24 protein-coding genes are annotated in these 24,736 nt (G+C 67.6%); 17 read left to right on the top strand and 7 right to left on the bottom strand.

Annotated features, from left to right (window positions below; all coding sequences use genetic code 11):
- Window positions 1-442 precede the first annotated feature (442 nt).
- Both JOF56_RS46205 and JOF56_RS46200 read left to right on the top strand, forming a co-directional pair.
- Window positions 443-2,395, top strand: coding sequence for an amidohydrolase family protein (locus tag JOF56_RS46205; RefSeq protein ID WP_209645856.1), 1,953 nt, complete (start codon window positions 443-445; stop codon window positions 2,393-2,395).
- Between the two features lie 31 nt (window positions 2,396-2,426).
- The gene (locus tag JOF56_RS46200; protein ID WP_209645855.1) at window positions 2,427-3,134 is read left to right on the top strand and encodes an acyltransferase; all 708 of its coding nucleotides are present in this window, start codon (window positions 2,427-2,429) and stop codon (window positions 3,132-3,134) included.
- Here the strand turns inward: JOF56_RS46200 and JOF56_RS46195 are convergent.
- Window positions 3,131-4,366 carry an alpha/beta fold hydrolase gene (locus JOF56_RS46195; RefSeq protein ID WP_209645854.1) on the bottom strand — a complete coding sequence of 412 codons (1,236 nt, stop codon included), beginning with the start codon at window positions 4,364-4,366 and terminating at the stop codon, window positions 3,131-3,133. The two genes, JOF56_RS46200 and JOF56_RS46195, sit on opposite strands and share 4 nt — an antisense overlap.
- Before the next feature lie 22 nt (window positions 4,367-4,388).
- The gene (locus tag JOF56_RS46190; protein WP_209648893.1) at window positions 4,389-5,597 is read right to left on the bottom strand and encodes a metal-dependent hydrolase family protein; all 1,209 of its coding nucleotides are present in this window, start codon (window positions 5,595-5,597) and stop codon (window positions 4,389-4,391) included.
- Between the two features lie 308 nt (window positions 5,598-5,905).
- Here JOF56_RS46190 and JOF56_RS46185 point away from each other — a divergent pair, with 308 nt between their 5' ends.
- The 7 genes from JOF56_RS46185 to JOF56_RS46155 all read left to right on the top strand — a co-directional run bounded on the left by JOF56_RS46185 (window position 5,906) and on the right by JOF56_RS46155 (window position 15,133).
- Window positions 5,906-6,892 (top strand): ABC transporter permease, encoded by a 987-nt coding sequence (locus JOF56_RS46185; RefSeq protein ID WP_209645853.1) that lies wholly within the window; start codon window positions 5,906-5,908, stop codon window positions 6,890-6,892.
- 1 nt (window position 6,893) lies between these two features.
- Entirely contained in the window at window positions 6,894-8,624 is a 1,731-nt protein-coding gene (locus tag JOF56_RS46180) for a dipeptide/oligopeptide/nickel ABC transporter permease/ATP-binding protein (RefSeq protein ID WP_209645852.1), read from the top strand.
- Window positions 8,621-9,409: an ABC transporter ATP-binding protein gene (locus JOF56_RS46175; protein ID WP_209645851.1), complete on the top strand. Its 789-nt coding sequence runs from the start codon at window positions 8,621-8,623 to the stop codon at window positions 9,407-9,409. The genes JOF56_RS46180 and JOF56_RS46175 overlap by 4 nt, the downstream gene beginning before the upstream one ends.
- 41 nt (window positions 9,410-9,450) lie before the next feature.
- Window positions 9,451-11,004, top strand: a complete 1,554-nt coding sequence (locus JOF56_RS46170; protein WP_209645850.1) for an ABC transporter substrate-binding protein — start codon at window positions 9,451-9,453, stop codon at window positions 11,002-11,004.
- A gap of 42 nt (window positions 11,005-11,046) precedes the next feature.
- Window positions 11,047-12,279: a PucR family transcriptional regulator gene (locus JOF56_RS58875; RefSeq protein ID WP_209645849.1), complete on the top strand. Its 1,233-nt coding sequence runs from the start codon at window positions 11,047-11,049 to the stop codon at window positions 12,277-12,279.
- A 123-nt stretch (window positions 12,280-12,402) separates the two neighbouring features.
- Window positions 12,403-14,355, top strand: coding sequence for a prolyl oligopeptidase family serine peptidase (locus tag JOF56_RS46160; protein ID WP_209645848.1), 1,953 nt, complete (start codon window positions 12,403-12,405; stop codon window positions 14,353-14,355).
- Window positions 14,356-14,707: 352 nt separating this feature from the next.
- Window positions 14,708-15,133: a MarR family winged helix-turn-helix transcriptional regulator gene (locus JOF56_RS46155; RefSeq protein WP_209645847.1), complete on the top strand. Its 426-nt coding sequence runs from the start codon at window positions 14,708-14,710 to the stop codon at window positions 15,131-15,133.
- 94 nt (window positions 15,134-15,227) lie between these two features.
- Here the strand turns inward: JOF56_RS46155 and JOF56_RS46150 are convergent, their stop codons facing one another.
- The 3 genes from JOF56_RS46150 to JOF56_RS46140 all read right to left on the bottom strand — a co-directional run bounded on the left by JOF56_RS46150 (window position 15,228) and on the right by JOF56_RS46140 (window position 17,500).
- A complete protein-coding gene (locus tag JOF56_RS46150) occupies window positions 15,228-16,688 on the bottom strand; it encodes a polysaccharide deacetylase family protein (RefSeq protein WP_209645846.1) in 1,461 nt (486 codons plus the stop codon).
- Window positions 16,689-16,829: 141 nt separating this feature from the next.
- Window positions 16,830-17,195: an MmyB family transcriptional regulator gene (locus JOF56_RS46145; RefSeq protein ID WP_209645845.1), complete on the bottom strand. Its 366-nt coding sequence runs from the start codon at window positions 17,193-17,195 to the stop codon at window positions 16,830-16,832.
- Window positions 17,192-17,500 carry an MmyB family transcriptional regulator gene (locus JOF56_RS46140; RefSeq protein ID WP_209645844.1) on the bottom strand — a complete coding sequence of 103 codons (309 nt, stop codon included), beginning with the start codon at window positions 17,498-17,500 and terminating at the stop codon, window positions 17,192-17,194. The genes JOF56_RS46145 and JOF56_RS46140 overlap by 4 nt, the downstream gene beginning before the upstream one ends.
- A 44-nt stretch (window positions 17,501-17,544) precedes the next feature.
- Here JOF56_RS46140 and JOF56_RS46135 point away from each other — a divergent pair, with 44 nt between their 5' ends.
- Entirely contained in the window at window positions 17,545-18,261 is a 717-nt protein-coding gene (locus tag JOF56_RS46135) for an SDR family NAD(P)-dependent oxidoreductase (RefSeq protein WP_209645843.1), read from the top strand.
- A gap of 7 nt (window positions 18,262-18,268) precedes the next feature.
- Here the strand turns inward: JOF56_RS46135 and JOF56_RS46130 are convergent, their stop codons facing one another.
- Window positions 18,269-18,724, bottom strand: coding sequence for a MarR family winged helix-turn-helix transcriptional regulator (locus JOF56_RS46130; protein WP_209645842.1), 456 nt, complete (start codon window positions 18,722-18,724; stop codon window positions 18,269-18,271).
- A gap of 77 nt (window positions 18,725-18,801) precedes the next feature.
- Here JOF56_RS46130 and JOF56_RS46125 point away from each other — a divergent pair, with 77 nt between their 5' ends.
- From JOF56_RS46125 to JOF56_RS46115, 3 genes are read left to right on the top strand one after another with little or no spacing between them, the layout of a single operon-like run.
- The gene (locus tag JOF56_RS46125) at window positions 18,802-19,680 is read left to right on the top strand and encodes a pirin family protein (RefSeq protein ID WP_209645841.1); all 879 of its coding nucleotides are present in this window, start codon (window positions 18,802-18,804) and stop codon (window positions 19,678-19,680) included.
- A 29-nt stretch (window positions 19,681-19,709) separates the two neighbouring features.
- On the top strand, window positions 19,710-20,618 hold the full coding sequence (locus JOF56_RS46120; RefSeq protein WP_209645840.1) for an NmrA family NAD(P)-binding protein: 909 nt from the start codon (window positions 19,710-19,712) through the stop codon (window positions 20,616-20,618).
- A 40-nt stretch (window positions 20,619-20,658) separates the two neighbouring features.
- Window positions 20,659-21,060: a nuclear transport factor 2 family protein gene (locus tag JOF56_RS46115; RefSeq protein WP_209645839.1), complete on the top strand. Its 402-nt coding sequence runs from the start codon at window positions 20,659-20,661 to the stop codon at window positions 21,058-21,060.
- Window positions 21,061-21,119: 59 nt separating this feature from the next.
- Here JOF56_RS46115 and JOF56_RS58870 read toward each other — a convergent pair whose 3' ends face one another.
- Window positions 21,120-21,305, bottom strand: coding sequence for a proline racemase family protein (locus JOF56_RS58870; RefSeq protein ID WP_281065592.1), 186 nt, complete (start codon window positions 21,303-21,305; stop codon window positions 21,120-21,122).
- Here JOF56_RS58870 and JOF56_RS58865 point away from each other — a divergent pair.
- From JOF56_RS58865 to JOF56_RS46095, 4 genes are all read left to right on the top strand, one after another.
- Window positions 21,217-21,888, top strand: a complete 672-nt coding sequence (locus JOF56_RS58865; RefSeq protein WP_307855830.1) for an NAD(P)/FAD-dependent oxidoreductase — start codon at window positions 21,217-21,219, stop codon at window positions 21,886-21,888. The genes JOF56_RS58870 and JOF56_RS58865 overlap by 89 nt on opposite strands.
- Window positions 21,837-22,067 (top strand): hypothetical protein, encoded by a 231-nt coding sequence (locus JOF56_RS46105; RefSeq protein WP_209645837.1) that lies wholly within the window; start codon window positions 21,837-21,839, stop codon window positions 22,065-22,067. Before JOF56_RS58865 ends, JOF56_RS46105 begins: the two co-directional genes overlap by 52 nt.
- Before the next feature lie 308 nt (window positions 22,068-22,375).
- On the top strand, window positions 22,376-23,191 hold the full coding sequence (locus JOF56_RS46100; protein ID WP_209645836.1) for an SDR family NAD(P)-dependent oxidoreductase: 816 nt from the start codon (window positions 22,376-22,378) through the stop codon (window positions 23,189-23,191).
- Window positions 23,192-23,263: 72 nt separating this feature from the next.
- The gene (locus tag JOF56_RS46095; RefSeq protein WP_209645835.1) at window positions 23,264-24,721 is read left to right on the top strand and encodes an MFS transporter; all 1,458 of its coding nucleotides are present in this window, start codon (window positions 23,264-23,266) and stop codon (window positions 24,719-24,721) included.
- Window positions 24,722-24,736 lie beyond the last annotated feature (15 nt).

Below are 24,736 nucleotides of genomic sequence, written 5' to 3'. Positions count from 1 at the left end.
GGCGGACGGCGGTGGAGATCGTCGCTTGGGACGGTCGGCAGGGACGACTGGGGCGCCGAGGTTTCACCGATCCAGCTGTGACGCCGGGGGAGCGGGCCGCGGGCGCAGCCGCGAGCAGAGGAGAGTTCATCTCACGTTTCTTCGAGGGACGGCTGGCTACTTGGATTGCCTCGGCCGGGTGAGGCCGGCGAACTTGTCGAGGGTCTCGTGGGTGACCCGGTTGTCGCGATGGGACAGCCGCGAAGACGTGACCCCCGCCAGGGCGGCGACCACCATTTCGGCCAGCAGGATCGGACCTGGCGATGCGGGACCAGATCGCCGGATATCCGGAGATGTGTGAGCGGGGCGTGTCGATCCGTCGCGCATCCTGTCGCAAACCTCGCCGCCAGAATTGGGCTTCTGTCGTAACGGTTCGCCCATCCGCCGGTGCAGGATTGCAGGCATGGCCTTCGGATCCTCCGCCTTCCCCACGAAGCTCACCATCCTCGCGAACAGCGAGGCGATTGGCATGCTCGTTGCCGAGCCTGCTGACGGCGGCTTGACCATCAACTCGGCTGTCGACAACAACGGCCGTGGCGCGAAGCTGACCGAGACTGTGTGCCTCGACGAGGCAGGGAAGCCTGCAGTGTGGACTGTCGACGGCACGTCGCTGGCGGGTGGCGAGGTCGGTGAGCGCTTCGAGCGCGGTACCGACGGCATCGCTGTCTGGTCGAGCCAGGCGGACGAAGGCACGACGGCCAAGGAGGGCTTTTACCTACCCGCTGACAGCAGCTCCTACGTGCTGGCGTTGATCGTCGGCCACGCCCTCGCGACCGGCGGGCGCGTGCCGCTCCTCCCGGAGGGATGCGCGGAGGTGCGCAGGGTGGACATCGATGTGCAGTTCAGCGAGCCGATCGAGGTTTATGCAGTCTCGGGCGTCGCCCTGCACGAGCAGTACGTCCTGCGCTCACCGGATGGCCGTGTGCTCGGAATCGCCGACTGGTATCTGCACCTCGTCGACGACCTCCTATCCGAGACACAGCAGCTCGACGATGCTCTTGAGGCCGCCACTCGACGACGCTTCGCGGCCGTGTCGCAGGAGGCGACGGTCCATGTGGGTGGCACGCTGGTGGTGCGCGACGTGCGTGTCTTCGATCCCAAGACCTACGCCGTGTCTGAGCCGCGCACGATCATCGTCCAGGACGGCACCATCGTCGACGTCACGACCGCCGCGGCCGACGTTGCTCACGCGACAGTCGTCGACGGTGCGGGGCGGATGGCGCTGCCCGGCCTGCACGACATGCATTCCCATCTCGCTGCCTCCCTTGGCCTGCTGTACATCGCCGCGGGGGTGACCAGTGTGCGCGACATGGGCAACGACAATCACAAGCTCGACGAGTTGACGGCAGCGATTTCGGCAGGGGAGCTCGTCGGCCCGTCGGTGGTCGCCGCCGGTTTCATCGAGGGCCGCTCGCCGTTCTCGGCCCGTTCCGGTCGCGTCGTCGCGAGCCTTGACGAGGCCATCGAGGCCGTCGCCTGGTACGACGAGCACGGGTTCCACGCGATTAAGATCTACAACTCGTTCAACCCTGACTGGATCCGTGCGACCGCGGACGAAGCACATCGCCGGGGCATGCGCGTGATGGGGCACATCCCCGCGTTCATGGACGCTGACCGCGCGATAGCCGACGGCTACGACGAGATCACCCACCTGAACCAACTGGTTCTCGGCTGGGTGCTTGAGCCGCACGAGGATACACGCACACCGCTGCGTGTCACGGCGATGGGGAGAGCCGCGCGGCTCGACCTCGACTCGGAGCGAGTGCAGTACACGGTGCGCTCCATGGTGGACAAGGGCATCGGGCTCGACACGACGGTCAGCCTGCTCGAGGGTCTGCTGTGCAGTCGCGCACGCCAGGTGACCCCGGGGGTGGCGCCCTTGCTCGACCACGTGCCGGCTGGTTACCGCCGCTCGTTGCTGCGTACGTACCTTCCCTGTCAGTCCGAACAGGAACTGGAGGACTACGCCGCCGGGTTCCGGCGACTGCTGGAGATCATGTCACGCCTGCACAAGCTGGGCGTGCCGCTGTGGCCGGGCACGGATGACGGCACGGCAGTGGCGCTGCACCGCGAGCTTGAGTTGTACGTGGCCGCCGGAATCTCGCCGAGCGAGACGCTCGCGATCGCCACCGCGAGAAGCGCGTCGCACCTCGGTCGTGGCGAGACGCATGGCGTGATCGAGCCGGGCCGCGTCGCCGATTTCATCCTGGTTGACGGAGACCCGACCGAGGACATCTCGGCGATCCGGCAGGTCGCTCTCACCGTCGCCGCAGGGCGGGCGATCGTGCCCGCGCGCATTTTCGCGGCGATGGGCATTGTCCCGTGGGCCGAGCCGCCTGTGATCGAGCTGAACTGACCGAGCCTTGACCATGAATCAAGGAGGTACCATGCTGCGCGCTCACAAGTTGCGGCAATATGAGGATAAGCTGGGAAACGAGATTGTCTTCGCGGGTGAATCACATGACTCGGTGACCGATATTCGGTTCCGGGGAAGCGGGAACAAACTGATTGTCGCGTCCGATGCGAAGATAGTCGACTTGCGAGTGGATTTCATCGGTGATCACGGAACCGTTGAGATCGGTTCGACGGTGGGGAATTCCGTTGGGCTGCGTTTCGCCATGCGCGTCGGCCACCACTCGCGGATCCGGATCGGCCGGGATGTGAGCAGCGAAGGTGTTGTGCTGGTGTCGGCCGTGGAGGGAACAGAGGTGTCCATCGGCGAGGACACGATGCTCTTCGCGGGAATCGAAGTGCGGTCCGATGACACCTATCCGGTATACGAGGTGGCAACGGAGAAACGCCTGAACGATTCAAGGTCGATCACCATCGGCGAACACGTGTGGATCGCGGAAGGTGCCACGATCATGGGTGGTGTGACCATCGGCAACGGTGCTGTGATCTCGACCAGGAGTATCGTCGATACCGATATTCCCAACAACTGCATCGCGATGGGCGCGCCGGCACAGGTTGTGAACAGGGATATCGCCTGGGAACGGCGCGTGGTACTGGACCGGAAACGCGGCGATCTGCTGCCTGCCGACGGGGAAAAAACAGCGCGGTACTGGGGCCTCACGCGCGCCGACGTGCCGAATTAGAGGCCGGCCCACCGCCGCGCAGTCGCTGTCGCGGCGGCCTTGTCATCCTCGTCGAGGGAGGCGATCGTCGACGCGTGGTTGCCATCGCGGGCGACGTACACGTAACTGTCGACCGAACCGGGCCCGATGCGGAACGGCTCGGCGCCCCACGGGTCATTCTCGCCGTACACGAACATCAGTCGCCGTCCGTTTTCACGCACCCAGCGGTCGATGTCGCGCATCGCTTCGGGGGCGAAGTTGAGCGGGATGTCTCGGCGCACGCGGTGACGCGGTCCGTAGGTGCTGGGGTGGCGCAGCAGGCCGTCGAGGTGCGGAGTGGTGTAGCTGGGGAAACCGAGATCCAGGCCGGCCGCCACGTAGTACGGCTCGAAGAACATAAGCCGTTCATCTGTGAAGTTGTCCCAGCCGGCGGCGGCGTCGATGAACGCGAACAGTTCCTCGGATGACGCTGTAGTGACCGGAATCGGGTCGTTGATCGTCTTGTTCTGCCAGAACCGCCACGCCATGTCGCGCACGAGCCCCTCGAACGCGATCTCAGCGTTGCCCGCGATGTCGAACGTGTGCCCCTTCTCCTGCGCCCACGTGTTGAAGTGGGCCATCATTTCGTCCCACCGCAGCAGGGCCTCACGCTGCACGGCGATGAGGGCGGCGCGGTGCTCGGGAGTTCCGGTGCGCGCGAAGAACCGGTCCGTCGCGACATCCCTGCTCTCGGGCAGGTGGTTGGGCGATCCGTAGGCGACGACGCCGTCCATGTCGTGTGAGTAGAAGCGGGCGTAGTAGGTGGCCGTCATGCCGCCTTTGCTGCCGCCGGTGGCCAGCCAGTTCTTCCGGTAGATGGGCTTGAGCGCGTGGAAGAGCCTGTGCTGGTCGCTTGCGGCCTGCCAGATCGTGAGCTTCGACCAGTCGGCGGGATCGGGGCGCGACGGCGTGAAGAAGCGGTGCTCAAGTGCGACCTGGTTGCCGTCGATGAGCTCGGCGAGTTCGACACGGCGCGGTTGCGTGCCGACGTAGTAGCCGGACGTGAGGAACACGGTCGGGCGGGTGGCCGACCGGTGCGCCATGGTGAACCGCTGCCGGAAAGTGCCCTGCGCGGGATCGCGGTGATCCACCGGCTGCTCGTAGGTGAAGACATGGAACTTGAAGCCGTCGCCCATCGTCGTCTCGACGAGCTCCATCCCCGCGACCGCTTGTATCCGCTCCGAGATGTCCGTGTCGAGCTGCGGTTCGATCACAGTGGATCTCCGTGTGAGCGGGTCACACCACTGCGCCCGACTGGATGACGTGACGGATGCGGCCTGGCTCGGCCAGTGCGCTGATGTCGGTGAGCGGGTCGCCGTCCAGGACGATGAGGTCGGCGTGCGCGCCGACGCTGATCGTGCCGATCCGGCCGGTCATCCCGAGCAGTTCCGCGGCGACGGTGGTGGCGGAGCGGATGATGTCGAGGGGCGGCTGTACCTCGGCGCGGATGCGGAACTCGGTGTTCTGGTGGCGGTGCATGGCGCCCAGCAGGTCGGTGCCGAAGGCGATGCGTACGCCACCGCGGTGGGCGCGTTCGAGCGCGCCCAGCCCGGCAGTGAGTACGTCGTCGACCTTGCGCCAGCTGTCTTGCGAGAGCCCGGATTCCCGCCCCTCGTTCTTCAACGCCCAGTAGGTGACGAGGGTGGGGACTAGGAACGCGTCGCGTGCTCGCAGCTGCGCCACCGCGTCGTCGTCGATGAGGTTGCCGTGCTCGATGGTGCGCACGCCGGCTTGTAGCGCTCTCGTCACAGCGCGCGCGGTGTAGGCGTGTGCCGCGACGTACCGGTTTGCGGCCTCGGCCTCTTCGACTACGGCCTTCAGCTCGTCCATTGAATACTGCGTCGAGTCGATGCGGTCGGTAGGCGAAGCGACGCCACCACTGGCCATGACCTTGAGGTGGTGGGCGCCCTTACGCAGTTCGTCGCGCGCCGCGGCCCGCACCGCGTCTACGCCGTCGGCCACGCGTCCGAGGCCGGCGCCGCAACACTCCTCCAAGACACGCACGCCACGCGGACGCGTGTCGCCATGCCCGCCGGTCTGACTGAGCGCCTTGCCGCAGAAGAAAAGCCGCGGTCCGCTGATCAGACCCTCGGCCTGCGCGTCGGCAAGGCCGAAGTCCGCGCCGGACGCGTCACGCACCGTCGTAAAGCCGCGCTCGAGCATCCCACGCATGATGCGTGCGGCGTGCGCCGCGACGTACGCGGGCGACCACTCCTGTAGCCCACGCAGGTCTGCGGTGGCAGCGGTGACGTGCACGTGCGCGTCGATGAGACCCGGCAGTACCGGCGCGCCACCGAGGTCGATGACTCGCGCCGACTCGAACGCGCGCAAACCATGACCGATCTCGGCGATGAGCCCGTCGACGCAGTGGATGTCACCGAGTGAGTACTCGCCCGTCGCGACGTCGAGCATGGTCGCCGCGCGCAGCAGCAGATCGGTCACGATGGCGGTTTCTCCTGGTCTTCTCGGGCGGATCGGGTCAGTCTGCGCCAGCGTGCCGGGGCATGCCACGGCACCGTGTCGAAAAATGCCACGCCTGTCTTCGAACAATCGCCCAAAGGCCGCGAGCGGCGTTTACCGGCAGACTTCCCCGATGCGGATCAGTGACCAGCAACGACTCGTGACCCTCACGGCACCGACGATATCGCCGCCGATCGGATGACGGACCACCTGCGCGCGGCAGCCGGGCGTGTGGCCCGCGTTTCGCCATGATCAGGCTCGGCTAGTTCCTTCGTCCACCTTGGAGAGTCACGTTGGCCATCACGCAAGCCGGTCCGGCTCGGACAAGGCCTCTGGCCGGCAGTCCTTGGCCTGCCTTCATCGCGCGCCGCGCCGTCTCGTTCGTCGTGTCGCTGTTCGTCATCGTCACGGGTGTCTACTTCATGTCCCGCGCACTCGGTGGCGACGCCGTGCGCGCCTCGGCAGGGCCGTTCGCCGACCCGGCTTTCATCGCGCAGCGGCGTGCGGAACTCGGGCTCGACGAGTCGGTTTTCGTGCAGTACGTGACCTACCTACGGCACATCGTGACGTTCGATTTCGGTGAGTCGATCTCGTTGCGCCGCCCTGCGATCGACGTCGTGATGGAACAGCTGCCGGCGACTGTACAGCTCGGCCTGCTCGCGTTCATCGTCGCGGTGCTCATCGCCGTGCCCCTCGGCATGATGGTCGCGGCACGCAGCCGTAGGCGCGAGGGCCGCGCGTCGGCGTTCCACTTCGGAACCGGCCTGCTCGCGTCGATTCCCGACTTCCTCATCGCGATCTCGCTGATCGCGGTGTTCGCGATCACCCTCCGGTGGCTGCCGCCGGCCGGCGCTGACAGCCCCGACGCGATCGTGTTGCCCGTGGCGACTGTCGCGATCGGACTCGCCGCGACACTCAGCCGCATCGTCTACATCGAAACGTCACGCATCCTCAAGGAGGACTACGTGCGATCGGCTCGCGCGATGCGCCTGCCATGGCACATCCTCTACGGCAAGCACGTGCTGCCCAACGTGCTGACCGCCACCATCACGTTCGCAGGCCTCATCCTGGCGGCCCTGATGGGCGGGATGATCATCACCGAGACCGTGTTCGCGTGGCCGGGCATCGGCCGCCTGGTCACCACCTCCGTGCAGAACCTCGACTACACCCTGTTGCAGACGGTCGGCCTCGTGATCGCCGTCATCACACTCTCCATCACGTTCGTGGTCGACGTCCTGCTGGCGCTGCTCGACCCACGCTCGCTGATCGTGGGGAGCTGACATGAAGCCACGTGCCAGGTTCTCCCGCTTCGTCTTCGCCGATGCCGGTGCGACTGTCGCTTTTGTCCTCGTCCTGCTCGTCGCCGTCGTGGCCATCGTCGCTCCGCCATTGTGGAGTGTCGTCGCCTCGACGATCGACCCGACGAGCCCGCGCCAGCTGCCCGGTGCCGAGCACTGGCTCGGCACCGACGAGCTTGGCCGCGACCTGCTACTGCGCAGCCTTGTGGCGGCCCGTACGAGCATTCTTTACGCACTCGGCGCGACCGCCATCGCGTTCGGTATCGGCATCACCGTGGGCCTTCTCGCCGCCGTGCTCGGGCCTGCCGCGCGCCGCGTCGTCAACAGCGTGGTCGTGACCCTCATCGCCTTCCCTGGCATCCTGCTGGCGATCCTCGCTGCCACGCTGTTCGGGCGCTCCGGCCTCGCCGCGATGATCGGCCTCGGCATCGCCGGTGCGCCGCAGATCGCGCGCCTCACGATGAACCTCGTGCTCACCCAGGCGGGCAGCGACATGATCGCCGCGGCACGGGCCGTCGGCATCCGCGGCCGGCGCCTGATGGCCCGGTATTTCCTGCCGAACATCGCCGATCCGATCGCGACCCTCGCGATCCTGACCGTCGCCGGCTACCTCATCGCGATGGCGTCGCTCAGCTTCATCGGCCTTGGCGTGCGTGAGCCTGAGTTCGACTGGGGCCTCATGCTCAGTGGAGCGATGACGAACATCTATACGAGCCCGTGGATGATCGTTGCCCCCGGCCTTGCCATCGTGGTCACCGGTGTCAGCGTGAACGTGCTTGGTGAACGGATCGCCGCAGGGCTCGACCCACGCGCCCGCGCGCTGGTCTCCCGGCGCGGATGGCTGAAGCGCCGCTCGGAAACGGCTCCGGCAGACGCAGCTGACTCCGTCGCGGCGGAGACCGACGATGCCGTGCTGTCCATTCGCTACCTGCACGCCCGCACGAAGGCCGACGGCACCGGCCTGCTGCACGGCATCAGCATCGGCGTACGGGCGGGCGAGCGTCTCGGCATCGTCGGCGAATCGGGATCGGGCAAGAGTCTCACGTTGTCGGCTCTCGCCAACCTGCTGCCGGTCGGCGTCGCCGCGGAGTCCACAGCACACCGCCTTGACGGCACCGAAGTCGACACCGAAGTCGGTACTGAGGGCGAGGCGCACGCCCGCTTGCTCGCCGACGGCGTGAGCATGGTGTTCCAGGATCCGCTCGGCTCGCTCAACCCCATGCTCACCATCGGCTCCATCATGCGGGACCGGCTACGCGGGCAACAGCTCAGCCGCACCGAGATCCGCGAGCGCTCGATCGCCGCGCTGGAAGCGGTCGGCATCCCTGTCCCAGCCGCTGCGCTACGCCGTCGCCCGCATGAACTCTCGGGCGGTCAGCGTCAACGCGTGATGATCGCGATGGCCCTGCTCGGCCGGCACACCAAGGTCCTGCTGGCCGACGAGCCGACGACGGCGCTCGACGTCTCGGTGCAGGCCCAGATCGTGCGACTGCTCGTCGAGGTCACCGAGCAGCGCGGCCTGGCGTTGGTGTTCGTCTCGCACGACCTCGCACTGGTGGCGCAGTTGTGCGACCGGATCGCGGTGATGAAGGACGGCCGCATCGTCGAACACGGCACAGCCGAGCAGATCGTCACGAATCCACGGCACCCCTACACGAAGCTCCTGCTCTCGGCGACATCGCCGGAGTTCGTCGATGCGGAGGGTCCACAGTGAACGGGATCGTCGCCGAGGGGATCGAAGTGTCCTACGGCCGTGGCCGCCGCAAGGTGCGCGCACTCAATCACGTATCGGTCGCGGTGCAGCGAGGCAACTCGCTCGGGATCGTGGGGGAGTCGGGTAGCGGCAAGTCGACGCTTGGCCGCGTGATCGCGGGTCTACTCGAGCCCGACTCGGGAACGGTCGACCTCGACGGCACACCGCTCGCATCGATGCCGCGCACCGGCCCCGGCTCGCTCTCGCGAGTGCGTCAGATGATCTTCCAGGACCCGAACTCGTCGCTCAACCAGCGGATGCCCGCGGGCGCGATGATCCGTGAAGCGCTTGTGGTCAACGGCATCGAGTGCGACCCCAAGGAAGAGATGGTCCGGCTGCTCGATCTCGTCGGCCTGCCGGCCACAGCGGCCGACAGCTATCCGTTCGAGCTCTCGGGCGGTCAGCGGCAGCGCATCGCGATCGCACGTGCGCTCGCGGCCCAGCCGCGGTTCCTCATCTGTGACGAGATCACCAGCGCGCTCGACGTGAGCGTGCAATCGGCGATTCTGCGGCTGCTGCGTGACATCCGCGACCAGAACGAGCTGACGCTGGCGTTCATCACCCACAACCTCGACATCGTCAGGGCCCTTTGCGACGAGGTGATCGTGCTGCAGGACGGCCACATCGTCGAGGCGGGGCCGACGTCCGACGTCTTCGACCACCCCCAGGACCTCTACACGCGCAGCCTGCTCGACGCAGTGCCCCGGTTCCCCTGGCGCCCGTTCAGCGTGGCCGCAGCCGATTGACCCTGCTTGCCGCCCATCCACCTCACCCGCCGGAGCGTGCCGTGAAATCACCCAGGCCAGCCACCGCAGTCGCGTTGTCATTGATCCTCACCGGCTGTGCCGTCGCAGGCGGCGGCTCGTCCGGGCCGCAGACGTTGTCGATGCAGATGGGCGACGGCTTCGACAACCTCGACCCCGCGCTGTCGCGCACGACGTTCGCGGGCATCGTCCAGAAGTTCGTGTACGACACCCTGGTCACGTTCGAGCCGGGCACGCGGAAACTCACGTCGAGTCTGGCCAGCAGCTGGGAGTTCACCGCCACTACCGCCAAGTTCACCCTGAACCCGAAGGTCACCTGTAGCGACGGCACGCCGTTCACCGCCGCGACGGTCAAACGCAACCTCGACCGCATCAAGGACCCGGCAACCGCGTCTCCCACAGCCGTCTCGATCATGGGCAGCACCAACTACGACGTCACCGCGGATGACAAGGCCGGCACCGTATCCATCAAGTACGCGGCGCCGGTGGTCATGATCGAGGCTCGCCTGGTGCGTGGCCCGTTCATGGTCTGCGACTCGGGCCTCGACCGTGCCGAGTCGCTGAAGACGACGCCGCTGGGTACCGGCCCGTACACGCTGACTGAGGGCAACCCGGGCGCCGGTTTCACCTTCGCCAAGCGCAAGGACTACACCTGGGGGCCGGCCAGTGCCTCGACCACCAGCGCGGCGCCCGACACGGTCAAGATCGACTTCTCGCCGGACAGCAACGCGACCGCCAACCTGCTGCTCGGCGGCCAGCGGAGCATCGGGATGCTCGGTGGTCAACCAGCCTTGCGGGTGAGCAACGTCAACGGCATGCAGAAGGCGGTCGCGTCGCAGCTGACCCTGAGCCTGCTCTACAACGTCCGCAACGGCTCGTCGACCAGCGATCCGGCCGTGCGCAAGGCGTTGCAACAGCTGGTGTCGGCCAAGGACTGGGCCAATGTGGTCGGCCCGGCGGGTTCCGCCGCCGAGAGCCGCCTGCCCGAGGGCGCCGCTTGCTCTCCCTACGGCAAGGTGACCGACATCCTCCCGCCGGCGGGCGTCCCGGCCGCCACGAAGACCATGACCGACGCCGGCTACGCGAAGGACGCCTCGGGGATCTGGGCAAAGGGCGGTCAGCCCGTCACAGTCCGCCTCGCACCGGTCGAGACGACTGACGTCGGCGCGGAGTTCCTGCGCAATGTCTGGGCGTCGTTCGGTTTCAAGGTCGAGGTGAATCCCTCGTCGACGAACGAGAAGTACAACACGGTCCTGTCGGGCCGGGGCTGGGATGTCACCGCCCTCAGCATCGGTGCCGAACGCCCGACGTACGACACCTTCGGTGGGAGCGAGCCGGCCGAGCGCGGGCAGAACCTCGGCGGCGTGCACGACCAGGCGTATGACTCACTCGTCGCCCAGGCGGCGGCCGCGGGTCCCGAAGGTGGCTGTGACCTGTGGATCAAGGCCGAACGCAGGCTCGTCGAGCTGACCGCCTTCACCCCGCTGTCGCTGGTCGACACGGCGTACTACTCGTCGAAGTTCCGCATCGCGGCCAGCGGCCCGTACCTGGCGCCGACGGCCATCTCCGCCCAGTAGCAGCCGTCCTACGTGCGCGGACACGCGTCCTCTGGACGGCTGGTGCCGCCTTCCGGACCTAGAATCAGGTCAGGGAGGGCGGCACCGGTGTTGGATGAAGTCCAGCGTTCGATCGACGACCTCGCAGAGACTCTGCGCAGGTCCATCACAGTCGACGATCCGAACCTGAAGCTCATCTCACATACACGGTCGTTCGGCGACGAGGACACGACGCGCGTCCAATCGATCATCAACCGCAGGCTCGGCGATGACGTGATGCGGCATCTGCTCGTGACCCATCGCCTGCGCAGTCTGCGCGAGCCCCTCCGGCTCTCACCGGATGACCTGGCCGGCTCGCACGCACGGGTCGTCGTGCCGCTCTGGCATCGTGAGGAGCCCTGCGGGTTCCTCACGCTCATCGACCGCGACGAGTCGCTCGAAGAAGAGGACCTGCGCGAGGTCGTGAAGGTGAGCGCTCGTATCGCCGAGGTGCTCTACCGGCGTCAGCGGTCATTGGAGGTCCAGGAGTCGGAGCGCGAGCGCATCCTGTGCGAGCTCATTCTCGGCGACGGACCTTCGCGCGTGCGTGCCGCGGACGACATGCGCGAGCTCGGACTGATCAACGACGTGGGCATTTTCCACGTGCTCACGCTGGCATATCCGTCGGCGCGGGCGCGCCTGCGTCCACTCAAGACCTTGGTGGCGCGCCGGCTGGAGGTGAGGGCGTACCGCTCGTGGCTCGTCGCCGGTGTCGGCGACAGCGTCGTATTGCTCGCGGCGGGTGATCCGGGGCCTGAAGAGCGTAATATCCGCGCACTCGCGGAGCAGCTCAACCGTATGGAGGACGGGGGCGAGCGTCCGACCGTTGCCATCGGCGGTGCGGTTTCGTCGCTCGAGGAGGTCGCGAAGTCGTACGAACAGGCGAGTGCCGCACTGCGTGCCGATCACGTGCTGCGGCGTCAGGGCGTCATCGACTGGGACGAGCTGGAGCCCGGCCAGATGCTCGCCGTGCTCGCGCCCTCGCCACCACCCGCTCATCTGGTGCCACCGCGGCTGGCGTCGATGGGCGAGGTGCTGTCCGACGAGCTGCTCGCCACGCTCCGCTGCTTTCTGGAGAACATGGGCGACGTGTCGAAGGTGGCCGAAAAGCTCTACGTGCACCGTTCGACCGTCTACTACCGGATTTCGCGCGTCGAAGAGCTGATGGGGCTTTCGCTCAGCGACGGCACCGTGCGCCTTGTGCTGCACTGGTGGCTGCGCAGCGCTGATCTGCGTGACGGACACCAATCGCTCTGAGGACAGAACAAGTGTCGCAGGGGAAGGGAGGCGTCTTTCGTCATTCGACGAGGGCGCTTGGCGGATGCGCCTGCCTAGCATCGTTGGAGTGATCATCAGCGCAGCACGCGAAACGACGTCCCTATGAAGCAACGGGCGCCGTACGGCACCTGGCGTTCGCCGATCGACGCGGCGGCGCTCGCGGCGGAACATCCCGTCCACGACGCCGCGTGGGTGGGCGACGACGTGTGGTGGCTCGAGCGAAAGGGCGCTGAGGACGGTCGGCTCGCGGTGCGTACGCACGGCGACGGCAGTGATCCTGTCGACGTGCTGCCGGCACCATGGGACGCGCGCACGCGAGTGCACGAGTACGGCGGCGGGGCATGGGTGGCGACGCCCTCACGCGACCTTGTCTTCGCGGAGTTCACAGACCAACGCCTCTATCTGCTCACGTCGGGCGAGACGACTCCGGCACCGCTGACGCCTGGCGGCCTCGGGTTCCGCTTCGGCGATCTCGCCGTGCGCGACGGAGATGTGGTCGCGGTGCGCGAGTCGCACGCCGCCGACGCGCTCACCCGCGACATCGTGCGCGTGCCTTTGGATGGGTCGGCGGCGTCGGATGCCGACCGCATTACGTCGGTAGTCTCCGGTTCGCGTTTCCTTGCGTCGCCACGGTTTTCGCCCGACGGCACGCACCTCGCCTGGATCGCCTGGGATCACCCCCAGATGCCCTGGGACGGCACGCAGCTGCGCGTCGGCGCGGTCGCCCCTGACGGCACCGTGCCTTCCTGGCGGACCCTGGCCGGCTCGGCCACCGAGTCGATCGTGCAGCCGGAGTGGGCGGACGATCGCACACTCACCATGAGCGCCGACCCCACCGGCTGGTGGAATCTCGAGCGCATCGATCTTGACGGAACGCGCGTGCCCCTGCATCCGGCGCACGCCGAGTACGGCGGTGCGGCGTGGCTCCTCGGATCGAAGTGGCACCTCCCGCTGGATGACGGGTGCGTTCTCGCGGTCAAGACATTCGGCTCCGACCGGCTCGTGCGCATCGACCCGGTCACGGGCGAAGAAACCGAGCTGCCCGTTGCGCTCACAGCCATCCAGCCGCTCGCACATCGCGACGGGCGCGTGCTGGTATCGGGCGGCTCATCAACGCTGTCGCAGGGCATCCGAGTCGTCGACCTCAACACCGGCGAGATGCACGACGTCCGTCTCTCCGCCGAGATGCCAGTAGGGCCCGAGTGGCTGCCGATTGCCGAACAGCGCGTCTTCCGGGGTCTCGACCGCGACGTGCACGCGCTTGTCTATCCACCGCGCAGTCCTGAGGCTGAGGCGCCCGAAGGCGAGCTGCCGCCCTACATAGCGTTTGTGCACGGCGGCCCGACCACGCGCTCGATGGCCCCACACGACCTGCTGCGCAAGGCGTACTTCACGAGCCGCGGGATCGGTGTGATCGACGTCAACTATGGCGGATCCACAGGCTACGGCCGCGACTATCGCGAGTCGTTGCGCGGCGCGTGGGGTGTGGTCGACGTCGAAGACACGATCGCGGCGGTGTCATGCCTGGCCGAAGAAGGACTCGCCGACCTACGACGCCTGGGTATCCGCGGCGGTTCCTCAGGTGGAGGGACCGTACTGGTGGCGCTCACGACATCCGACGTGTTCGCGGCAGGGGCGTCGTACTTCGGGATGGCTGACCTCACCCGCCTGGCGCAGGACACACACGACTTCGAGTCGCGATATCTGGACGGGTTGGTGGGACCACTTCCTGACGCCGCCGCGCTGTACGTCGAGCGATCAGCACTGTCCAATGTCGACCGTCTGCGCACCCCAGTGCTTCTGCTGCAGGGTCTTGAGGATCCGATCGTGCCGCCCTCGCAGGCGAAGCTGTTCCGCGACGCACTTGCCGCGAAGGGCGTCCGGCACGCCTATGTGGAGTACGAGGGTGAGGCGCACGGCTTCCGGCTGCCTGCGACGATCATCGACTCGACCGAGAAGGAGCTCGCGTTCTACGGGTGGATCATGGGTTTCCAACCCGACGGCGTCGACCCGATCTGGCCGGAATCGTCGATGTCCCACAACAAGCGGCCATGATCTGGGCCCAGGTGCTGGAGGCGCGTACGGGGTCGGCGTCCGAACTGCCGTGCCTTCGTGATGGGCGGGTAGCCGTGACCGGCATTGACTTCGCTCTCCGCCGCGATGGACAGCTGAGCATGCTCATGTAGTTGGCCGCGTAGATGTCCTCCGGCCGGAACAGCGGCCCCCACTTCGTGATGATCCATTCGAAGTAGTTGGCCAGGGTCCATTCCGCGCCCACGCCGCGCAGCAGCAGCGCCCCGGCGGCGTCGATGACGGTGGCGCCGGCAGCCGTTTGCCCACCGACTCGATGGTGGTGCCGCGGACCAGGACGTCGGTCTCGGGCAGCACACCCTGGCGGGGATCCATGGTGACCGCGGTCGCCCGACGGAACAGGACGGGCCTGCCGGGCGCGAACAACGGACTGTCCACCGCGGACTACACCGTGCTCACCGTGCTCTCTGGGGCAACCGGCGGGCGGCTGCGTGCGTTTCACCTCGGCGCGATGATGGGCTGGGAAAAGAGCCGCCTGCACCACCAGCTCACCCGCATGTCCAAACGCGGCCTCGTCGAACGGCACAGCGGGGAAGCCCGTGCCGTCCATGTCACGCTCATACAGAAGGGGCATGAGGCGCTGACCGAAGCCGCCCCCAGCACAGTGACCACGTCCGCCGGCTGTTCATCGACTGCCTCAGCCCTGAGCAGCTCGATCAACTGGCCGGGCATCTCCGCCACGGTCCTGGCCAACCTCCAGCGGCCGGACAACGCCGCGGACTCCTGCACCGACGAGAACTGAGCCCGATCGGCAGCGCTGCTGGGCTTTGTGGAGGATCCCACCCGCGCGGGGGCGGAGTACGCTCCGGCTCACCGTGCTCCCGCCGGAGTGACCTTCAGTTGCGTCCGAAGGCTTTCTCGTTGTCGCCGTAGGTCTTGCCCGGGGTGAGCTGGGTGCTGCCGAAGAGTTGGCTGACGGTGACGAACTGGTAGCCGAGGTCCTTGAGGCCGCTGAGGATCGCGGGGACGGCGGCGACGGAGGTGGGGTGGTTGTCGTGGAGCAGCACGATGTCGCCGGGTTTGACCGTGTCGAGGACGGTTTGGGTGACCTTGGTGCTGTCCCGGAACTTCCAGTCGAGCGTGTCGAGGCTCCAGAGTGCCATGGGGCGCTCCACGGCGCCGCGGACAGTGTCGTTGATCGCGCCGTAGGGCGGGCGGATGAGGGTGGGTTTGCGGCCGGTGGCGTCGGCGATCGCCTGGTCGGTGCGGTCGAGCTGGTCGCGGACCTGGTCGGCGGTGAGCTTTCGCAGGTCGGGGTGGGACCAGCTGTGGTTGCCGATTTCGTGTCCTTCGGCGGCTTCCCGGCGGAGCAGGTCGCCGTGGTAGGTCGCGTTCTGCCCGACGACGAAGAACGTGGCGTGGGCGCCGAAGCGGGCGAGGGTGTCGAGCAGTTTCCCGGTGTCCGGGCCGGGGCCGTCGTCGAAGGTCAGTGCGACGCATCTGACCCGCTGACAGTCCACTGTGGACGGCTGAGGCGCGGGGGCGGGCGGTCGTGGTGTCGTGGGTGCCGCGCCGTCGAGGTCGAGCCGGTTGCCGGGCCGCAGGGCCTGCTGCTGGGCTCGGCGGCCTAGATCGGACAGCAGAGGTTCGGCCTGGACCCGGGGGATGACGGCCTGCTGACGCCCGGCGGGGACAGCGGCGACCGCGCCTTGGTCGAACCGGGCGACGAGGTCGCCGCCTTCGGTGAAGGCCAGGTCGGTCAGGGTGCTGGCGCGGAATTCGGGGACCAGCGCGGCTTTGAGGTTGCCGGGGTCGACGCCTTCGTGGCCGGAGAGGGCTTTGACGACGGCGGTGACGAAATCGTCCCCTGCGTTGTCGGCGAGGAGCGCGGTCGCGGGCAGTGATTTCTTCGAGCGCGTGTCGAACCAGTAGGTGGCGATGGTGGTGCCGTCTCCGGCGCTGGAGTAGTCGACGGTCGTGAGTTCGACACCGACGACATCGCCGGCGGCCGCGAGGAATCGGAAGCTGATGTTGATTTCCGGCGTTTCACCGCTGGGGCAGCCGGTCTCCGGGTCGGCGGCCTGTTCGTCGGGTCGGCTGGGCATCTTGTCGCGCAGGGTGGCGGTGAGCGCGTCGGCGCCCGGGATCGCGGGGTAGGCGGTGGCCCACGGGCAGGACGCGGATTCGCTGTGGTTGCTGACGACTTGCAGGCCGCTGATCCAGGTCGGGGTGACCGTTCTGATCTCGTTGGGGTGGCTGGGCTTCGACGGCTCCGCTGAACCGGGTTGCGGGCCTGTGCACGACGAAAGGAGCAACGTGGCCACGACCGTCGTCGTGCCGATCAGTCCGGCCTTCATGTCACCGAAGACGTGAGGCGGCGGCCCCGCGGTTCAACAGATTCCGCGGACTGTGGGTGACGCCGGTCATACGAGATCCCTCTGTGCGAATACCCGGCCTGGCCGCGCTACTGGGCGGGTGACCGGCCGAGGCGGGCAGCTTCACGTGCGTGAGCCGGTGAACTGTTCGGTGCCGGTGACCCGCAGCAGGTCGAGTTGCGACGCCGCGGGCGTTCCCGGTGCGGCGGAGTAGACGACGAGGATCTGTTCGCCTTCCGCCATGTGGAGGTTGTCGCGGTCGAGGGTGATTCGCCCGAGTTCGGGGTGCTCGAGGGTTTGGGTGGCGGGGTGCAGTCGGCCGGCCTGGCCGGCTCGCCATCCGGCCTCGAACCGGGCGCTGCCCGAGCGCAGGTCGGCGATGAGCTTGCCCAGTTCGGGGTCGGCGGGGTAGCGCGCCTGGGCGAAGCGCAGGCAACCTGCGGCTTCGGCGTCCGCCGCCTTGTCGGCGTCGGCTGAGTCCAGTGTCATCCGGCTGGGGCCGGTGCCGAGGAACCGGTGCCGAGGAACCGCTGCCGGATGATGTTGCGGTTCGCGGGTGGCCATCGGCTGTAGTCGCCCAGCAGCGCGGCGGCGAGCGGGTTCCAGGCCAGGTGGGCGACCTCCTCGCGGCGCAGTCCGGGCACCTGTCGGCGCGATCCGGCCGGGAGGCCGACATCGGCCGGTGACACTCGCGTACGTGCGGTGCGTAGCACTGCGGCCAGTTCGGCTCGGTCCATGTGTTCACCGTGCCGCAGGACCGTGATCTCGGGGTGGTACCGCCGGTCCCAGGGCACAGCGGTCCTGGTGGGTGGTTGCGCGGAAGCGGAAAGTAACCAACATGACCGAAACGACGACCGCCCTGGTGACTGGGGCGAACAAGGGACTGGGCCGGGAAACCGTGCGGCGGCTGGCGGGGCTGGGCTGGCGGGTGTTCCTCGCCGCCCGGGACACCGCGCGCGGCGAGGCGGCCGCCGCCGAACTTGTCGAGGACGGCCTGGCGGTGGAGTTCGTGCCGCTCGATGTGGCCTCTGAGGACTCGGTGTTCGCGGCTGCCGAGGCTGTGAAGGCGCGGTCGGGGCGGCTGGACGTGCTGGTGAACAACGCGGGTGTGGTGGATTCCGGGATTCCGGTCACCGATGTGCGCGGCGACGACGTGCGGGACCTCTTCGAGGTGAACGTGTTCGGCCCGGTCCGGGTGACGCACGCCTTTCTGCCTTTGCTGCGGGCGTCCGAGAATCCCCGGGTTGTGATGGTGTCCAGTTCGGCCGGATCGGTGCCCGACGCGATCGAGTGGGGGAAGACGTATGGCCCGGTTCTGGGCTACCCGTCGTCGAAGGCGGCGCTGAACATGATCACCACCCAGTACGCGATCGCGTTGGGGGATATCCGGATCAACGCGGTGAATCCCGGCAAGACCGCCACCGACATGACCGGGTTCTCCGCGGACAGCCAGCCGGTGACCGAAGGGGCCGAAGTGATCGTGAAGCTGGCCACGGTCGGGCCCGACGGCCCGACCGGTGAGTTCTTCGACAACGACGGACTCGTCCCCTGGTAGCCGGCGGTCAGGCCGGGTCTCCGAGGCGGTCGGTGACCCGGGTGGTGAGTTCGGCCAGCCAGGTCACCTCGCCGGGGGTCAGGTGGTCGAACAGCATCCGGCGTACGGCGATGACGTGCCCGGGTGCGGCGTCTTCGATCGCGGTGCGGCCGGTCGCGGTGATCGCGAAGGCGGCGCCGCGGCGGTCGTCGAGGCATTCGTGCCGCTCGACAAGGCCGCGTCGCTGCATGCGGGACAGTTGGTGGGACAGCCGGCTTTGTTCCCAGGCGAGGGTGGCTTCCAGATCGCGGGCGCGCAGGCCCGGCTCGGGTGCGTCGTGCAGGCGGGCGAGGACTCCGTAGTCGGCCAGGGAGATGTCGTGCTCGTCCTGGATCTGCCGGTTGAGCCTGGTGTTGAGCTGGGCGGTCATGTGGATGAGCCCGCGCCAGGCCTGTTGCTCCTCGTCGGTCAGCCACTTCGTCATCCGACGAGTTTAGCGGAATAGATGACGAGTCATCTAAGTTACATGATGTGTCATCTACTTAACTTGAGGAGGCATCGATGACCAGCCGGCTGATCGTCCAGCGGACCCTGACCCGGATCGGCGACCGGACCCACCTGGGTCCGGACGAACAGGTCGACGACAAGGCGCTCGCGTTCGTCCCCACCGACCCGGCACTGACCGACCCGTTCCTGGGCCTGGTCGAGGACTGGTTCTCCAAGCCGGGCTTCGAGTGGCATCCGCACCGCGGCCTGGAGACCGTCACGCTGGTCGTCGACGGCGTGCTGGAGCACGGTGACAACCTCGGCCACACCGGTGCGCTGGAGTCCGGTGAGGTGCAGTGGATGACTGCCGGGCGCGGCATCATCCACCGCGAACTGGCCTACCGCGACGAACACGCCCATGTCCTGCAGCTGTGGCTCAACCTGCCCGCCGCCAAGAAAATGACCCCGTCGCGCTACCAGGACCTCAAGGGCCATCCCCGCGTCCACGCGCCCGGAGTGGTGATCGACGTGCACGCCGGGACCGTCGATGGGGTCACCGGCGCCGCCGACACCTATCAGTCCGTGCAGGGCGTGGTGGCCACCCTCGAGCCGCTGGCCTCCTACGACCTGGCCGTTCCGGCCGAGCACCGGCTGTTCGCCCACGTCCTGCGCGGCACCGCGCTGGTGGGCGGCCGGATGCTGCACGAGGGTCAGGTCGGCTGGTCCGATCCCATCGCGGCGGCGGGGGAGAGTTCGGTGCGGCTGGCCGCTCCGGACGGAGACCTGCCGTCAAAGGTCATGGTCTACAGCGGCACCCCGCTGCACGAGCCCGTGGCCCTCGGCGGCCCGTTCGTGATGAACAGCAAACCCGAGATCGCCCAGGCGTACCGGGATTTCCACGCCGGCGCGTTCGGCCGAGTACCCCGGCTGGCCCGCGTGGCCTACGACCGTTGAACCGCAACCAATCTCGGAAGGAAAAAATCATGGACTCGAAAGTGATAGCACTGGCCGGCGGCAGTGGTGCGCTCGGCACGTTGATCGCGGAGCGGGTGCTCGCCAGGCCGGACACGACGCTGCGGCTGCTGGTGCGGCCCGGTAGCCGCGGCAAGGTCGCCGAGCTCGAACGTCGCGGCGCGCAGATCGTGGAAGGCGAGCTCGGCAAGGACGCCGGTGAGCTGGCCGCGTTCGTCGACGGCGCGAGCACCGTCGTCTCCGCCGTGCAGGGTGGCCCCGACGTGATCATCGACGGCCAGGCCGCCCTGCTGCGGGCCGCTCGTGCGGCCGGGGTAGCGCGGTTCATCCCTTCCAGCTTCTCCCTCGACCTGTTCAAGGTCCCGGAGGGACAGATCCCGTCCTCCGACTGGCGCCGCCAGTTCGGGGAACTGGCCGACGAACAGCGGGGCGAGGTCGAGGTGGTCCACGTGCTCAACGGCACCTTCCTCGACCGGTCGCTCCTGTTCTACTGGTACCGCGTCATCGACCCTGCGACGCAGACCGCGTACATCTGGGGCGACGGCGACCAGCAGGTGGACTTCACCACCTATCTCGACACCGCCCGCTACGCCGTCGAGGTGGCCGTCGATGACCAGCCGGTCGGCCGCGTCTTCCCGGTCGTCGGGGACCGTCTCAGCTTCCGTGACCTGTACGCGGTCTACGAGAAGGCCACCGGCACGACCCTGCGCGTCGAGCGCCTCGGCTCGATGGCCGACCTCGACGCGCGGATCGCGGAGCTGGCGGCCGGCGGCTTCGAGAACTTCATGCAGTACCTGCCGCTGATGTACGTGCGGTCGAGCTTCAACGGCGACGGCAAGCTGGACCAGGTGCACAACGACCGCTACCCGTCGATCGTGCCGACGAACGCCGAACAGTACTTCGGCACCGACAACGGCTGAACACCCCGGCCGCACCACGAACAAGATCAAGGAGCACACCATGTCCGCAACTCCGCGCGAAGTCTTCGAAACCCTGCTCGACGGCGTCGTCGAGCGCCGCTTCGACGGACTCGCCGACCTCTACGCCGAAGACACCGTCGTCGATCTGCCGTTCGCCCTTCCCGAGCCGCTACACCGTGAGGGGCGCCAGGCACTGGCCGACCACTTCGCCTGGTTCAGCACCCTGCCGGTGCGGTTTGCCGTCGCCAACCTGCGCATCCACGAGACCACCGACCCGGAGGTCATTGTCGCCGAATACGACTACAACGTGCACGTCACGACCACCGGCAAGGAACTCACGACCGCCAACATCCAGGTGATGCGGGTGCGCGACGGCAAGATCGTCGAGTCGCGTGATTTCCACAACCACGCCGTGATCGGCGCGGCCTACGCGGGGGACTGACTGCTCGCCGGCAAGTCCGCGACGGCGAGGCGTGGACTCCACGCCTCGCCGTCGGGACTTCAGCTCAGGCTGCCGGCCCGCATCCAGCTGTCGGACAGCGTGTAGCCGAGCGGGAACGGGTCCGTCGGGTCCAGGCCGACCTGCGACAGCTCGGTGATCCAGGCCTGCCCGGCCAACGGCGGAGCGCTCGTCGAGCACGACCCGGTCGAACGGATTTCACCAGCACGCCAAAGTAAGTGGGTCATGGCCACGGCCGAAGGACGGCATCTGGAGTGCGACCGTGTTGTGGTTGCCGCCGGGTTCGCGTCTCGGGCGCTGCTCAAGCCGCTGAGTGTCAAGGTGCCCTTGGAAGCGGCGAAGGGCACCAGCCTGACCGCGCACGGTGAAGGCGTCGCGCCTGCACGCCCGTTTAAGCTGTACGAGCGGATGGTCGCCTGCTCGCCGTTCGGATCCGCGGTCCGGTTGTCCGGGACGTTCGACATCGGCCGCCGCGATTTCGCCCTCGACCGCAAGCGCCTGGATATGGTGGTCCGGCACGGACTGTCCTATCTGGACAGCTGGCGACCCGCCGGGGCCGGCATCGAGTGGGCCGGGCACCGACCGACCATCGTCGACGACAGCAACTATCCGGCCTATCTGAAGGCGTTCGCCGATCACGACGTGCGGGTCACGCTCGACTCAAGAGTCACCTCGGTGGCGCGCACCGCCGACCGGCGCCTGGAGGTCACGCTACCGACGACTACGCGGGGACCACCGCGACCCGTACGGTCGACCAGATGGTCGTCGAGCACGGCACGGTCCCGGTCGACGACCTCTACTTCGAGCTGAAGCCGTTGTCCCGCAACCACGGCGCGGTCGGCCACACGGCGCTGCTCACCCTGTGGCCGCAGGCGATCGTGCGCAACGAGGCGGCCTCCTTCCAGCTCTTCCGCGTGGGGGACGCCGTGTCCAGCCGCAACGTCCACGCGGCGATCCTCGACTCCTACCACCTCTGTCTGGCGATCTGACCTTTCCCACGGTGATCCTGGTTGACGGCGGCTGGACCGTCGGCACCCGGAACCCGTGGCAAACCCGGTAGCTCTCAACGAAGAAGCAAGTCAGGGCCTTTATTTGAAGCTTCTGTCCAGCGGAATGTCGCGTCATCGCCAGTTGGTTTTGTGTTGCCGGCCGGTCCGGCCGCCAGGTCGGCTGCTCCCGTCGTCGTCCTTCGTCGTCGACGGTCCGAGAATCGAGACGGGTGTCTCTGTTGCCGGCGTCTTCGCGTCCTCAGACTGGATTACGTGCCAAGGCCGATGGTTCGACGAAGGGACCGAGCGTGACAGAGCTGACCGGCAAGGTCGCCTTCATCACCGGAGCCGCCGGTGGGATCGGCCTGGGGATCGCGCGGGCGTTCGCCGAGGTCGGTGGCAGGGTGGCGGTGGCCGACATCGACGAGGCCGTCCTGGCGGAGTCGGCGGCCGAACTGGCGGAGTCCGGCGCCGAGGTCGTCGCCGTGCCGCTCGACGTGACCGACCGGGACAGCTGGGCGGCCGCCGTCGAGAGTGTGCACGCGAAGCTCGGCCTCGTGCAGGTGCTGGTGAACAACGCCGGTGTCAGCACGAACGGCATGCGGTTCGACGAGGTGAGCCCGCGGGTGTGGGACCGTGTCGTCGAGATCAATCTGACCGGTGTCTACAACGGAGTGCACAACTTCCTGCCCGACCTGCGTGCCGCGGGCGGCGGGCACATCGTCAGCACCTCGTCCATGGGCGGCCTGATGGGGCTTCCGGCACTCTCGCCGTACTCGGCGACGAAGGCCGCTGTCATCGCGCTTTCCGAGGCGCTGCATGCGGAGCTGGCCGACGACGGGATCGGCGTCAGCGTACTGTGCCCGGGCGGGGTGCGAAGCCGGCTCTGGCGCACGTCCCGTGCGATCAAAGGGCTGCCCGACACCGACGTGCCACCTGACGACCAGAGTGGACAGTCGGCGACGGCCAGCATGCTCCCGGACGAGGTCGGCCGGCGGGTGGTGGACGGGGTGCTGTCCGACGAGCTGTACATCTTCACGCATCCGGAGATGCGCGGCTGGGTCGCCGAACGCGAGGAGCGGATAAGGCGCGGGTTCGATCGGGCGGAGGCATTCTCCGGCTGAGTGCCGCGGAGAAGGACGGGGGCGTTGTTTTCGGGGGTTCGTTGTCCCAAAAACAAGGGAAAGGGACGGATAATGGAGTCTGTCACCCCCAGAGGATTGCCACGGCGGCCGTACGTGCTCGTGCTCATCGCACTGATCGCCGCCGAGGCCACCAGCGCTTTCGAACTCTCAATGCTGTCCGCGGCGGTGCCGGACCTCATGGCCGAGTTCCGTCTACAAACGACAGACATCGGGTGGGCGTTCACCGGGTTCATGCTCGTGATCGCGGCGTCCGCCGCGGTCGGCGGCAAGCTCGGTGATCTCTTCGGACGCAAGAAGGTTCTGATCGTCGTCCTGCTGCTGTCCATTCTCGGCTCGGTCGTCAGCGTGGCGTTCGGCACCTTCGGTGCGATCATCGCGGGACGCGCGATACAGGGCGTCACCGGCGCGATACTCCCCTGCATCATGGGCATCGCCCGCGAGGCGGTGGAACCGAAACGGGTGCAGGTGACCATGGCCGTCGTCGCCGGCACGGTCACCATCGCCGGCGCGCTCGGGTTCTTCTTCTCGGGGCTGCTGATCCAGTACGCCAACTGGCACTCGATCTTCATTGCGGCCGCGGTCCTCGCCGGGCTCGCGGCGCTGCTGTGCCAGATCCTGCTGGCGCCGTCTCCCAGGACCTACGTCAGGGGCGACAAGATCGACATCGTCGGCGGTGCCCTGTTCGTGCCGGCACTGGCCGCGATCCTCTACTCCGTGACGGAGTCGCAGACTTCGGGGTGGGGTGATCCGGTGGTGCTCGGTGGTATCGCCATCGGGGTCGTCGTCGGGGTGTTCTGGGTGTGGTGGGAACTGCGGGTGCCGAAGCCGTTGCTGAACTTGCGCCTGCTGGCCAAACCGAGGTACGCGCTGACGATGTGCATCGTCGCGTTCGTCTCGTTCGGTGCGTTCGGCGGCATTCAACTGGTGCAGCCGATTCTGTTCCAGTCGCCGACCAGCATGCCGATCGGGCTCGGTCTGACGCCGTCGGTGTTCGGCATGATCGGGCTCGCGATCGCCGGGTTCGGTTTCCTGTTCGCGCCGGTGTCCGGCATGGTCGCCGGCCGGGTCGGTGCGAAACGCTCGATGCTCATCGGCATCGTGGGCCTCGCCGTCACCATGCCGAGCTACTTCCTCTTCCGGGACAGCCTCGTCCTCATGATCCTGGTGATGGTGCTGGGTTCGGTGGGCACGATGTTCGCGGTGACCTCGATCCCCACCATGATGGCCGAGGTCGTCCCGCCGGAGAACATGGGCGAGGGCATGGGTTTCTCGGTCGTCGTCCGGAGCCTGTTCCAGGCCATCAGCGTGTCGGTGTTCTCGCTGACGCTCTCGAGTGCGGTGGTGCCGGGCACGGCGCTGCCTACGGTCGGCGCGTACGGGCTCACGATGGCCGTCGGTGCCGTGGGCACGCTCGTCGCCCTGCTTCTCGTCCTACTGATGCGTGGCAGGCCCGCCGCGACCGGAGTGATCCCCGGAGCGGCGCCCTTGCCCGCACTGGCACAGGACTGAAAGTCTACAAAGGAG

It is taken from the genome of Kibdelosporangium banguiense (assembly GCF_017876405.1).
GTDB lineage: Bacteria > Actinomycetota > Actinomycetes > Mycobacteriales > Pseudonocardiaceae > Kibdelosporangium > Kibdelosporangium banguiense.
This window is presented reverse-complemented; position numbering and strand designations above follow the sequence as displayed.